The 13,557-nt window shown below is 60.7% G+C and carries 6 protein-coding genes and 3 pseudogenes; 4 read left to right on the forward strand and 5 right to left on the reverse strand.

The genetic code is table 11. The features are described from left to right. Positions 1–452: 452 nt before the first annotated feature. Complete coding sequence (locus QA600_RS22305; protein WP_278294136.1) at positions 453–1,577, forward strand: M14 family zinc carboxypeptidase; 1,125 nt, start codon at positions 453–455, stop codon at positions 1,575–1,577. 112 nt (positions 1,578–1,689) lie between these two features. On the opposite strand, the gene QA600_RS22310 is transcribed toward QA600_RS22305, so the two are convergent. After that, positions 1,690–3,201 carry a S8 family serine peptidase gene (locus QA600_RS22310; RefSeq protein ID WP_278294137.1) on the reverse strand — a complete coding sequence of 504 codons (1,512 nt, stop codon included), beginning with the start codon at positions 3,199–3,201 and terminating at the stop codon, positions 1,690–1,692. 421 nt (positions 3,202–3,622) lie between these two features. Between QA600_RS22310 and QA600_RS22315 the strand changes: the two genes are divergently transcribed. Further along, entirely contained in the window at positions 3,623–4,879 is a 1,257-nt protein-coding gene (locus QA600_RS22315; protein WP_278294138.1) for a S8 family serine peptidase, read from the forward strand. 128 nt (positions 4,880–5,007) lie between these two features. Here the strand turns inward: QA600_RS22315 and aglF are convergent. The 4 genes and pseudogenes from aglF to QA600_RS22335 form a co-directional block, all read right to left on the reverse strand. Then, positions 5,008–5,732 (reverse strand): annotated as a pseudogene (gene aglF / locus QA600_RS22320) (UTP--glucose-1-phosphate uridylyltransferase AglF). 155 nt (positions 5,733–5,887) lie between these two features. Further along, positions 5,888–6,145 (reverse strand): annotated as a pseudogene (locus QA600_RS22325) (UDP-glucose 4-epimerase); the annotation flags it as partial. Between the two features lie 518 nt (positions 6,146–6,663). Then, positions 6,664–9,630 carry a hypothetical protein gene (locus QA600_RS22330; RefSeq protein ID WP_278294140.1) on the reverse strand — a complete coding sequence of 989 codons (2,967 nt, stop codon included), beginning with the start codon at positions 9,628–9,630 and terminating at the stop codon, positions 6,664–6,666. Then, the gene (locus QA600_RS22335; RefSeq protein ID WP_278294141.1) at positions 9,605–10,417 is read right to left on the reverse strand and encodes a hypothetical protein; all 813 of its coding nucleotides are present in this window, start codon (positions 10,415–10,417) and stop codon (positions 9,605–9,607) included. Before QA600_RS22335 ends, QA600_RS22330 begins: the two co-directional genes overlap by 26 nt. A 690-nt stretch (positions 10,418–11,107) precedes the next feature. Between QA600_RS22335 and QA600_RS22340 the strand changes: the two genes are divergently transcribed. Continuing rightward, positions 11,108–13,003 carry an asparagine synthase-related protein gene (locus QA600_RS22340; RefSeq protein ID WP_278294142.1) on the forward strand — a complete coding sequence of 632 codons (1,896 nt, stop codon included), beginning with the start codon at positions 11,108–11,110 and terminating at the stop codon, positions 13,001–13,003. Positions 13,004–13,315: 312 nt separating this feature from the next. Further along, positions 13,316–13,557 (forward strand): annotated as a pseudogene (locus QA600_RS22345) (hypothetical protein); the annotation flags it as partial.

The following is a 13,557-nucleotide window of genomic DNA, read 5'->3' on the forward strand; positions in this document are numbered from 1 at the left end:
CCTCGGGTTCGAACAGCGCCGGTACGTCGACGGCGAACTGGTCGGGACGTACGGGGCGGTTCGGTAGAGCACCGGGTTCGGAAACCTGTCAATCGCTTTTTTCGACCGCCATCCGCGGACAGCTACTGATCTCGGTTCAGTCTGGGAAGAGCGCTCGGCCTCTATCGAACGCCGATACCGAGACGGCGTCGCTCGGCGTGATCCCGTACGCGGCGGCGATCGGGGCTCATATGGAGTGGGTTAGGTTTCCTCGAGCAGCTCGTCGCCGGTTCCTTGGCGTACGACTGGCCCTTGATAGGGCTTTTCTCTCCGGAACGTCCCCATCGTATTATGGTCTATAGTGACTTTTTTGATGGTAATCTGGCACTCAAATACGAGATTAATTGATTTTCATAATTGGGACAATAGTATAGATTAATGTGGGTATTTATCGCACCAGATACTGCAACGTTATGAAACGACGCAGTACACTCAAGTTGATCGGGGGGATCGCAGGTACAGGGCTGGTCAGTGCAACCACCGCGACCGCAACCGAGACGTGGCCACGCGAAGAGACAAAGCGGTTCCTCACGCACGCGGAGGTCCAAAACGAACTGGAAGACCTGCAGCGACGCGCCCGGACCCGGTTTGAACTCGAGGACATCGGGACGAGCTGGGAGGACCGTGAACTCACCGTTGCACGAGTCGGTGAAGGCGATACGGACGTCTTCTTCACGACCGAACAGCACGGTGACGAGCCGACGGGGACGAACGCCCTGCTCGCGGATCTCAAAGAGATCGCCCAGTCGGGGACGCCCTTCGCGAGAACGGTCCGCGAGGAGCTGACGGTCCACGCCTTACCGATGCACAATCCCGACGGAGCGATGCGCAACCAGCGGGAAAACGCCCGACCCGATGACATCTCCCACGAGGATCCGTACTTCGGCGAGGTGTCGGGTTCGGTCGACCCGAACCGCCAACACTACTTCGAACTCGACGAGGAGTTCCTCGCCGAAAACGACCCCGAGGAGTTCGACGAGGATATCGGGATTCCGGACGAAAACCCCTCTCCCGAGACCCAGGCGATGCTCGACTACGTACTGGACCTCGACCCGCTGTGGGTCGCGGACCTCCACACACAGTCGTTCATGTACCACGATGGTGACTACAACCCGGGCGATATGCACCACTCCTCGAACTTCTGGTTCATCAACGAAGGCGCCGTCGAGCGAAGCCCCGACGCTCACGAGTTGTCCCGCCAGCTGAACGTCGCGATGTACGACCGCGCCGACGGTGTCGCTAACGCACAGGTGACGGTGTTCCCCGGCGGGACGACGCTGAACATCGCCCGTAACGCGCACGGGGCCTATGGCTACGGCAGCATCCTCAACGAGATGACGGGACAGGTTCCTGACCGCGGGCCGCGGATGGAGGGACAGATGGTCCGCATTCTGCGCGAGGAGAACGAAGCCATCCTCGAGGAGACCGCTGACGGGTCGATCGACGAGCGCGACCCCGAGCGCGTCGATGAGATTCCGGACCGGGGCGACGCGTGGTGGTGGCCCTGGGATGAGGACTACCGACCGAAACCGGAGTGATGGAGCGCCGCTGCTGAGCGTGGAGTGACTCACCCGTCGTGAGCACCCCACCGAAGAGAGCGACGGTCGAACTCGAGTACTCCCGGTGCGGTGCTTTGCCCCTGTACACCGACTACTGGCCGTTGCCGTCGTTGTTGTCGTTACCGCCGGAGCCGTCCACCCGTTCGACCGTGTGCAGGGCGTTGATCCGACCGGCCCCGAGCTCGGGGCTGGAACGGCCACTCGCCTCCTCCGCGCCGTGTTTGATCGCGTTCTCGACCTGCCGAGCGCCAGCTCCGGACTCGAGTTGACGGACGAGTGCAACCAGCCCCGCCACCTGTGGGGCGGCCATCGACGTCCCGGCCTTCCAGCCGTACGGGGCTCCTTCGACCAGCGGATCGGTCGTCGAGAAGACGAGGTTGGTCGGGGCCGGCCACTCAACCTCGTCAGGGTCCTCAATGTTCGTTTTCTCTAGTGTCTCGTAACCACCTCCGGGCGCGCCGACGTCGATCTCGCTCGTCCCGAAGTTCGAGTAAAAGGAGAGCTCGTCGTTCGGGGCGGTCGCGCTAATGCTCATCGCGCCCTGTGTGCTGTTCGGGAGGCTGAACACGCCACCGCGCTGGAGGTCGGTTTCTGCGTTGCCAGCGCTCGCCGTGACCACGGTTCCCTGCTGAACCGCGTTCTGAACGACCTTCCTGTAGGCCTGGACGAACGGTTCGCGGTTGGTCTCCGGTGGAAGCGGCGCCGTTCCGAGACTCAGGTTCGCGGCGTCGTAGCCCTGCTCGGCGGCGTAGTCGATGGCGGTGAGCACGTCTCCAGTGGTGGTCGTCGGTGCCCACCGCTCGTCTACGGGGTCGTCCTCGTCGCCGACCTCGATCCACCAGAACACGCGGAACGACGTCAGATCGGCCCCCGGGGCCGTGCCGAGTACACCGGTCCCATCGAACCCCTCGTCCGCGGACGCGGCGGCGATGCCGCCCACGTGGGTGCCGTGGCCCTCAACGTCCGCGGCGACGTGCTGTTCGACGAAGTCAATGTCGAACGCTGGAATCTCTTCGTCGTCATCGTAATCGTAATCGTCCTCATCCACTGGGCGACCGACGACAATGTCCTCCTCGGTCCCCGAGTCGATGAACCCCTCCTTGAACCGACGTCCGTCGTCCTGCTGGAGGTTCGGGAGCAGATCCGGGTGGATATAAGAGATCCCGGTGTCGATGATAGCGACCCGTGATCCGGCCCCGGTAGCGAGCCGGTTCGCCTCCAGTGACTCCGTGAGCTGCTTGTCCCACAGGAACTCGTCGTAGAGCGTCGTCGGCTCGACGTCTTCCTGTGCTGGTTCTTCGAGTGCTGGTTTCTCGAGTTCGAAGCGGACGTCGCGTTCGGCGGCTTGGACGCCCCTCACGTCCCGTAGTTGGGCGGCGGCGTCCTCGGGACCGTACACGACCATGACCCGCCCGTCCGCGAGTTCCTGGCGCACCTCGAATCCCTCGTCTTCGAGTCGCCGCTTCGTTCCCCGGCCGCCGACCACGAGATACTGCACCCGCCCGTCCTCGGTTGCGCTTGCCAGCCCGGCGAACGAAAGCGCTACGCCCGTCCCCGCGATCCCCTGCAGCAACCGTCGCCGTGAGTGACTGTATCGTGTCACCTACTCTCACTCCTCTGTAGGTACGATAATTAAAATTTGTGGGTTGACACGATCTGTGAGAAACCACTGACGAATTATCAGTCGTGACGGTTTCTGTCTCCCGATGTGGCCGATTCAAAGACACAGCCCTGAGTGTCGATAGCACCCGTCCTCCCAGCGACTGGGAGTCACCATCCCGCCTGAAACTCGCGGTCCGTACCGGTACGCAGTTCCCGACGCGGCGACCGATCGATCCGACCGATGCCTGGTGCATAGAGCGCACGTCCGCAGCACGGCAAGGTCGCCCCATCGCAATCCAGAGAAAGTATTCGTGAAGAATCCCATATTAAAGCATTGTATATACTGCTCTACATTTAAATAAGGGGGTACGGAAATAGCTACTCGCAGTATGAGAGTATCCAGACGATCAGTGGTCAAAGGCGTGGGCGCAACCGGAGCAACGCTACTGTTCAGCGGCCTCGCAACGGCGAGTGACGGAGAGGCACGCTACATCGCGCGAACAGAAGAGGACGGCGTCGACGTGGAGTCCGCCGGATTCGACGTCCTGAACGAACTCGCGGGCGGCAGCGTGCTGCTGGTCACCGGTCCGGAAGACGCGGTCGACGATCTCGACGCCGTCGGCGGCGTCACTGCCGCCGAGCGAGACGTCGCGCTTGACGTCGAACCGGCGATCGAAACCGAAGACGAACACCCCGAGATCCCGGACGATCCCGAGGACGTGTATGACGACCTGCTCTGGGATAAGCAGGTCCAGGACGTTCGCGAGGCACAGGACCACGCCACAGGCAAGGGGACGACGGTCGCGATCGTCGACACGGGCGTCGCCGAACACCCGGACCTCCCGAATCTCGACACCGACGCGAGCGTGACTATCGAGTACGGTACGGTCGAAGACCACGAAGGGGACCCGAGCGGTCACGGCACCCACGTCGCGGGGACGGCGGCCGCCGCTGGAGACGTCGCCATGACCGGGACGGCTCCCGACGCGGACATCATCTCCGTGGACGTGCTGGGGCACGGCACCGGATCGATGGGTGATATTATGGTCGGGATGGAGTACGCCGCCGACGTCGGCGCGGACGCCGCCAACATCAGCCTCGGCTTCATGGAGGCTCCCCAGGAGGTGGACGTCGGATTCTACCGACAGCTGTTCGAGCCCGTCGCCAACGACGGCCGACGCGAGGGCACGCTGTACGTCGGGTCGGCTGGCAACGACCAGACCGACCTGCAGGGTGGCTGGCTCCGCCTCTGGAACGGGCTCGCTGGCGTCGTCGGTGTGAGCGCTACCGGCCCGAACGACGAACTGTCGTTCTACTCGAACTGGGGACGCAACGACGTCGACGTCGGCGCGCCCGGCGGCGGCTACGAAACCGCAGCGAAGTCGTCCATCGAGGACCCCGACGAAGTGGCGTGGCCTGCCCCACTCAACTACGTCTTCTCGACGGTCCCTGAAGGCGATGGCCCGGGCGAGAGCGATTACGACTGGTTCGCGGGCACGTCGATGGCGGCCCCACAGGTCACCGGCCTCGCTGCGCTCGTGCGCGAACTCGACCCCGATGCGAACCCCCCGCAGGTCCTCCAGGCCATCCGACAGGGCGCTGCGGTCGCGGACAACCGCGGCGACGCCGAACTCGGGGCGGGGCGCGTCAACGCGCTGCACACGGTCGAACGGCTCTAAGCCCGTCAGGAATCGAGTCGGAGTCTGTCGTTTCGAACGCCTCGAAGAGCGGGGGTGTCTGCGTCTCGAGGACCCGAGTGATGTACTGTCCGTGTGCCAGACCTGTCAGCGACGGTGCGGCGTCCGCTTCAATCGGCAGTCGCTGGCACTTCGGCGTCCTGCAGCCGTTGTTCGACCTCGTGGGGTCGCCGACGTCGACCCGCCAGCCCTCGAGGCCGATCGCGTCGATCGTTCGGCCCGACTGGATCAGCAGATCGACGGCGTCGCTGATCTCGTACTCGTCCCGATTGGAAGGCTGGACGAGGTGACAGGCGTGGAAGATCGCGGGCGTGAAGGTGTAAAAGCCCGTCATCACGAGATTCGATGGTGGCTCGTCGGGCTTCTCGACGACGTCGGTGATCTCGCCGTAGGCGTTGGTGTCACAGACGCCGTAGCGGGAGGCTTCCTCCCAGGGGACCTCCTCGACGAGGAACGCCGCGTCCGTGCGGTTTTCGCGCTGGCGGCGAACGACGTCCTCGAGGTTCGCCTCGAAGACGTTGTCGCCCAGAATCAGCATGAAGTCGTCGTCGATATGGTCTTCGACACACAGCAGGGCGTGGGCGAGTCCGTTCTGTTCGCGCTGGTGGGTGTACGTGATCGGAACATCTCGATATTCGTCGCCGTAGTGGTCGATGATTACCTCCTTGAGGTAGCCGACGACGACGATCAGTTCCTCTGCACCTAAGTCGACGAGCTGATCGAAGCAGTGGGTGAGGATCGGCTCCTCGTCGATCTCGACCATTCCTTTCGGTTTGTCTTCCGTGAGTGGCCGGAGTCGGGTTCCCTCGCCGGCGGCGAGTACGACAGCTTGCATGATACTCACGGATGTGTTCATGATATAATAGGTTTTTGCACTGATGAAAGTGCGATCGACAGGAAACTCCAGTCATCGCCTCGGAGACGTCGGTCGACCGCGAGTGCTGCCGTCGTAGTCGACTCGAGGGCGCGTCGCCCAAAAGCGCGGCCGTCTCAGGAGCGTCGTACCAGTGGTTCGTACCACTCCCGGTTGGCCTGGTACCAGTCGATGAACTCGCGGACGCCCTCGCGGATGTCCCGCGTGGGTTCGTAGCCCAGCAGGTCGTTCGCTTTCGAGATGTCGGCGTGGGTGTGTTCGGCGTCGGCCTCGCGGGCGTCGGTGTACTCGAGGGCGAGCTCGGGTGCGAGTTCATCACGAATGACCTCGGCGAGGGTCTCGATGTCGATGGTGTCGGTGCTGCTGACGTTCATATTGGACAGGTGTGGTAGCCGCCCGTAGGGCGGGCAAGTCCATATCGGTGTCATGTCGAGAGACTGTCGCTGTGCGACGTAATCCTCGAACGATAGAACCAGACCGTCTCCTGCCGTGCGTCCGGCACTCACGTATAGCGCCGACCGACAGCCAGTAGCGCCGGTCTCCCTCAGTCGGGATAGCTGTGTCCTTTACTCGTACTAGCGATGAAGTTCGTCTCATGATCGACCAGCCAGACCCGCTGCCCGAGAGACGCGTTGTGCTCTACGTCCGACAGCATTCCGGGGCGCTTGTCGAGGAGTTGTGCCAGTTCGTCGATCGGATCGGCGTCTCCCCCACGGTTTCGTCGTCTAGGAAACGGCCCCAGACTACGGTGTCACGTCACAGAACGCAACGAGTGCAACCGCGAGGAGGCCGATCGGTCGAAAACTCCGGCCTCCGCCGTTTCACACGCGTTGAACGCAGCCAGCGAGGACCACAGGGAAGGCCGAAAAGCGTCGGACTGCTGTTTACGTGGTTACGACAGCTCGACGTCGTCGAGATCCGGATCGTAGCCTCCACCGAGTGTCGGTCGGTTTTCGGCGTCGATTTCACCCGAACTCAGCGTGATATCCGGGCGACGGATGCTGACGCTGCCGTTGTCGTTTGCCGTAGTCACGTCCTCGACGGTGAAATTCTCGATGAGTACGCCAGACGGATCCGTGCCGCTGGTGTACGTACACCGGATCGCTGGTGCATCGACCGGCGGCCCACAGAAGAGGTCGAGACCGGAGATATGGCCGCCGTCGGCATCGCTGTTGATCCTGAGGATGTCGTTCTGGGCATCACTGCCGTCGATATCGATCCGTTCGGCGAGCGGCTCTCCACCCTGGAACCAGAGCCCGGCACCGGGGTAGATCTGGTCGGAGGCGGCATCCAGAATGACCTTGCAGTCCCGAGCCTCGTCGTCGGCGCCGATCCGAAGGGTGCCGTTCCCACAGTTAACTGCGGCCCCACGGACGACGAGGTTCTCGCCGACGCTGTTGCTCACATAGAACCCGTTGTCAACGTACTCCTCGACGTAACACTGCTGCCAGAGGGTGATCCCCTCGTGTGGTGGATCGGCACTGAACCCGATCGAGTGGCCGACCGACGGCTCGTCGGAGTCGGCGATTTCTCCATCGGGGAAGCTGAGGTTGCGGATCATCGAGAACGCGTCCGGATCACGGGTGTTGATCAGGCAGGTGTAGCGTCCCCCGCCTGCCGGGCCGTGGCGCCAGCGCTCGCCGACGAGTTCAACGTTGTCGATCAGACAGCGCCCGACGTGAGCAGTGATGAGACCGGCATCCCGTTCCGGCTCGTCTGCGATGTCGACGTCGAGGTTACGAAGGGCGACGTGCTGTGGCGGATTGTCGTCCGCCCACGTGCCGAGTTCGAAGGCGACGTCGACGCTGTGGTCACGCACTTCGAGCGTGGCTCGTGGGTCTCCCCTGATTTCGAGGTACTCGATCGGATCGGAAAGCTGGAACTCGGTGTTCCAGGAGTAGCTCCCCATCGGGAGGACGAACTCGTGGTTGACCTCGTCCAGCGAGGTAATATATGCCAGTAGTTCCGCCACAAGATCCCCGTCCTCGTCGATCTCCGGGTGACTGGTTACATCGATCGTTGTCACATCGAGTGGCCGACTTGTAAGTGAACCAGTCAGTCCGTTGGTGACGTCCGTTGGCCGGATCCGGTCGATGCAGTAGCGATAGTCGGTGGATTGCAGGTCACCGCTGTAGATACCGTTGAGTGCCTCCAGCGAGTTGCTTGTAATTGGGTAGTCGACGGCAGCACGACCACGCGCATAATCCACCCCGTCCGCATCACACACGACCCAGTAGATCGTATCGGCCGTGAGATCAGTGTCGAAGGAAACCGTCTCACCGGTTCCAGCAATCGATTGCTCATCGAGAACGGTGCCGGTGTCATCCGTCAGATATGCCGTCGTGACGCCCGTTGTTTCCGTAGAAACCCGACATTCGAGCCCGTTGACCGCATGCTTAGTCCGAATACGAACACCGGCCCGATCGTTAAGTCCACTCCAGGATTGACTGAATCCATCGTCCTGAAGATCGAGCGTTGGTTCCTGACTCACCGATTGATCGAGTAATGCCTGCTCGCTGCTCTCAGCGACACGGTCGACACAGTAGCGGTAGGTGTCGGACTGGAGACTCCCGTTGTAAATACCATGGGTCGCTTCCAACGTCTCCCCCTCGATGGGATAACTGACGGCGGCACGCCCACGTGTATACTCCTGGCCAGCAGCGTCACAGGTGACCCAGTAGGGGGTCCCGGCCTCAAGTTCGGTATCGAAGACAAACGTTTCGCCAGCCTCGAGACCACCGATCGGCTGCTCCTCGAGAACACTGCCCGTATCGTCTGTCAAGTACGCTGCCGTGACGCCCTCTGTCGCTGCAGACAGTCGACATGCCAGCCCATCGATGGTTTCAGTAGGTTGAAGCCGGACACCGGCCCAGTCGTCCAACCCCTCCCAGGACTGACCCTGTTCGTCGTTTCCGAGGTTGAGGACGGAGCTGCTTCGCTCCGGAACGATCCGGTTGACGCAGTACCGGTAGCTATCCGACAGTATTCCGCCACCGTAGATCCCGTGGGTTGCCTGCACGACGCCGCTTTCGACCGGGTAGTCGACCGCGGCACGGCCGCGAATATAGCTGTCTCCACCCGCATCGAAGACGATCCAGTAGGCCTGCCCACCTTCGAGGGCAGTGCCGAACGTAAACGTCTCTCCGGCTCCGAGCTCATCGATCGACTGCTGTTCGAGAACGTTCTCGGACTCGTCAGTCAGATACGCCGTTGTGACTCCCGCCGTCTCCGACGAGAGTCTGCACTCAAAGCCGGCGATGTCTTCCTCAAGTTCGACGCGCACACCAGACCAGTCATCCAGCCCGCCCCAGCTCTGGGCCTCCTCATCACTCCCGAGATCAAGCGCCGGCAGTGCCGGATCGGCGGGACCCGGTGTGAGCTGATCGATACAGTACCGGTAGCTGCTTGTCAGCTGCTCGCCGCCATAGATCCCGTCGGTTACCTCCAGAGTGTCGGCCTGTATGGGGTAGTCGACCGCGGCGCGACCCCGAACGTATGCTCGACCACGAGCATCGAAGACCACTCGATACGTTTCGTACGCATCGAGTCGGGTATCGAAGCTGAACGTCTCGCCGGCTTCGAGCGTGGCGATCGTCTGGCGCTCTAGTACGTCGCCGTCGTCGGTGGTGAGATACGCCGTTATGAGCCCCTCAGTTTCAGTCGAGAGTCGGCACTCGAGACCATGAACAGCCTGGGAGGTTTGGATGCGAACGCCGGAGCGGCCGTTTAGGCTTCCCCAGGATTGGCCCTCCTCATCGCTTCCGAGGCCCAGCGTTCTCCCCGCGGGAGCACTCAGGTCGGTCGGCTGAATCTGGTCGATACAGTACCGATAGCTACTGGAGAACAGCCCCCCCCCCATATATTCCGTCTGTCGCTACGAGGGCGGTGCTTTCGAGCGGGTACTCGACTGCATTTCGTCCGCGGACGTAGCTGTCGCCGTCGGCGTCGCAGACGATCCAGTACGTTTCGCCGGCGTCGAGCCCAGCGTCGAAACTGAAGCTGTCACCGCCCTCGAGGTCGTCTATCGACTGCTGATCGATGACGTTCCCCGAGTTATCCGTCAGGTAGGCCGTCGTCACGCCGTCGGTCTCCGCGGAGAGCCGACACTCGAAGTCGGTAATGTCCGTTGTCGCCTCGACTCGGACCCCGGCCCAATCATCCAACCCTCCCCAGGACTGGGCTTCCTCATCGCTGCCCAGATCGAGCGTCTCGGGGTCGGTCGCGGGTCTGATACGATCAAGGCAGTACCGGTAGCTGCTCGTCTGGTTTCCCGTGCCGGTGAAGAGTCCCTGGGTTGCGACCAGCGAGTCACTCTCGATCGGATAGCTGACTTCAGCTCGTCCTCGGACGTAATCTCGCCCTCGGGCGTCACACAGTACCCAGTACGTTTCACCGGCGTTGAGCGCCGTCCCAAAGGTGAACGTCTCGCCGGGGTCGAGCGTCGCGATCGACTGCCGCTCTAGAACAGTCCCTGAACTATCGGCCAGATAGGCAGTGATGAGTCCACGAGTCCGCGGGGAGATCCGACACTCGAGACCATCAACTGGCTCCGTCGGCTCGATAGTCACGCCGGATTGGTTGCTCTGAAAGGGCTGGCTTTCGTCGTCGGTCGCAAGATCAAGCGTCGCTCCGTCGTCGACGTTCATTCTCCGATTCCTCCAGTCTCCGTAATGTCGGTCACTCTCTCTCTAGTTTTATCCTTCCCGAATTCTGTTTGCAGTTTCATTGTCGTGTACTGGGTTGCGTCTGAGTTAGTTCCTGAAACTATACAGCATCTTACTTCAGTTATTTCCTCTGTCCGTAGGTCGTATAAACTGTATTGGCTGAAGATAGAATATGGTCTAATATAAAATATGTGGTAATGGGCAAACATAGAAGAGTATTTAACCTATCGCTATTATAGCAATATACCACTGGGAGAAACTCGCCCCTCATTGCGGACAGTCGCGGTCCAATTCCCTATATAGCCCCATAGTAACTTGTTTCTATTCAAAGATCTCACGGCCTACGATTCACTCGTTATACTGTAGTTGATATGGTTTCTCCCTAATAAATATACTTGCAGTAGTTGTATACTCTATAGGATATATCAAACGAAAACCTTTATAGCTACGTATAATAACCATAAAATAGCAAATGGGAGAAGAACACTTCTCTGAGGGTTCTGTTTGCAGTTGTTCTATACTATCGATTCAGGAACTACCCCTGCTCTTCCGAACGGAGTGCTCTTCTGTTTCGATGAGGGTTCATCGGGGCGTTGTCGTCGAGCGGCTTCCCCTCCGTTCGTCTCTGTTCCAACTCCGTTCCGTTCCGAACCGACGTCGATGTGATCGTAGATGAAGGCGGTGTCCGGCGTGTTCGACGCTGATGGCTCCGTGCATAAGAGAACTATCAGAGAATGGGTTCCGAAAAATCCAGGAGTGCAGACCAGTACGGACCATCTCTCGCTCGTCGCCGGCTCCGATGACCACCATCCGCCGGCCAGCGTTCGACGTGCAGAAACCGAGTCTGTTCACTGTTGGCTCCTTGGTGATGTCTATGGCTCTGAAACCGGAGAGTTCGACGGCGGATATGAATCCCGATCTGCCGACGTTGATCCCGCTCGGTACTGTCTGTCTCTGTACGAGGACGAGGGATTCGAGTTTCTCGACAACCTTAACGGCAATTATACGCTCTTGGTCTACGATCGAGAGACACAGCGTTTCACCCTCTGTACCGATCGGTTCGGGACGGTCCCGATCTACTGGACACGTGCCGACGACGGCACCATCGTCTTCTCGACGAACATTCAGTTGCTCCCCTTCCACCCAGCTGTCGACACCGCATACCATCCGGCGTACCTTCACGAGTATCTCGCGTTTCGGTGTACCTTCGGCGTCAAGACTCCACTCGAGAGCGTCGAGAAACTCGAGCCCGGAACGATCACGTCGATCGCGGTCGACGACGGCTCGATCCGGACCGAACAGTACTGGCAGCCCCGGTATCGCCCTTCCAATGAATCCTTCGAGTGGTTCGTCAAGGAGTTTGCCGATCGGTTCCAGACCGTTATCGACGAGTGGACACAGCCGGACAAAGAGTACGGCGTGCTGTTATCCGGGGGCCGGGACTCACGACTGATCCTGGCCGCCCTGGATGATGCGACCGCGTTCCACATGAACGACTGGCTGAACCGCGAGGCCCGTATTGCGCTTCGAGTCGCGTTCGAAGCCGGCGCTGAGTTCGAGTTACTCGAACGCGGCCCCGAGTACCGTATCGCTGCCCTCGAGCGTAACCGATGGGCTGACTCGTTCAACGGGTGGTTTAGTCAGCCGTACACGAGTGGGTTCGACTCACAGATCACCAGCCAGGTCGATGGTCTGCTGTCGGGACTGTACAGTGACTCGCTGTTCAGCGGGTACAGCGTGCCCTCGCCGACGCTCTCACTGGGTCCGTTGGGGTCGATAACGATGCCAATCGAGCGATCGATCGAGACGATCGACGACTACATCGACCTGCTGCTCGAGCGCGCACACAACGAACTGGAGATGCCGACCGACCTCCGGACGATCCTCGAGTCAAATATCTACCGGGACGGCGATCGGATCGTCCACCACGGCGTCACCTACGACTCGCTCGAGACACTCGTCTACTACGGCAGCTGCTATCCGCTCTCGAACGACGACGATATGCGATTCCACGGTGATCTCCGCCGACGGCTCCCCTACCGATCGCCGTTTCTCGACAACCGACTCCTGGAGCTCTCGCTGTCGATGCCGCCCCGGTACCGACTCCGGCGTGATCTCATCGGGCAGTCGGTTGCCCACCTCGACCCCGATCTCGCGGCGATCCCACACGCCGGTACCGGCGTTGCGCTCTCTCGACCGTTTCCGGTCACGTACGCCAGCGAGCACGCCCTCGAATTCTGGTCCAAGCACGTGCTCAACTGGACGCCGCCGGAGCCGTATCTGACCGACGGTCCCTGGCTGAACGACGCCGAGTTGCTCCGGTCGTTCGAGTTCGTGACCGACGTCCTCGGTGAACATGGACCGCTAGCTGATGCATTCCCCGGCCCGGAGGCCGCTGCGATTCGGGCGTTGTTCCGCGAACACTGCCAGGGTGCTGATCGAATCGGCGAGCTCTACACTCTTCTGACGGTGTTGACGATGCCGGTAACCAACCACCTCCTCAGTGACGAAACTGACTCGGCAGCGGGGGAGCAACTTCAGCTGCAGCCATCGATCGATAACTTCTGAACGCAACCAGCGGTATCCTTCTGCCGAGAAATCGGTCAGAGCGGGAGTTCACGTCGAGTACCTCGGCTTTGGGTGTGGGGCACTCGGGACGTACGCGCTGTGATCAGCACGCATTTGACGAAACCTTCGTCTTCCCGTGTGGCCACTGCCGTTCGTTCCGCAGACGGGGGGTTCCTGCTTCGTGGTGACTGACGGGGATTGGAATGGATCTGATGGGAGAATCTCACACTTCCTCTGCAGCTACTCTCTCCATCAAATAGGATTTTCATACTTGTTGAATAGATTTATTAACCAAAGGTACAAAATAGAAGTATGGACAGACGGCTTTTCACGAAAGTTGCGGGCGTGTCGGTGATCGGGGTTCTTGCAGGGTGTACCTCACCTGATGAGGAACCAGAGGACGACGCTGATGCCGACGACGCGATACCCACGGAGGACGATGAGGATCCCGTTGACGATTCCGACGAAGCAGACGACGAGGATGTAGAGGAGGCTGACGACGAGGCTGACGATGAAGATGTAGAGGAGGCTGATGACGAGGCTGACGATGAAGA

Source organism: Natronococcus sp. A-GB1, from assembly GCF_029688845.1.
Lineage (GTDB): Archaea > Halobacteriota > Halobacteria > Halobacteriales > Natrialbaceae > Natronococcus.

Bases quoted from the DNA above. Each gene is read 5' to 3' on its own strand.
- QA600_RS22305 (WP_278294136.1), top strand. From the start codon at position 453: ATGAAACGACGCAGTACACTCAAGTTGATCGGGGGGATCGCAGGTACA.
- QA600_RS22330 (WP_278294140.1), bottom strand. From the start codon at position 9,630: ATGGGGGGGGGGCTGTTCTCCAGTAGCTATCGGTACTGTATCGACCAG.
- QA600_RS22335 (WP_278294141.1), bottom strand. From the start codon at position 10,417: ATGAACGTCGACGACGGAGCGACGCTTGATCTTGCGACCGACGACGAA.
- QA600_RS22340 (WP_278294142.1), top strand. From the start codon at position 11,108: ATGAAGGCGGTGTCCGGCGTGTTCGACGCTGATGGCTCCGTGCATAAG.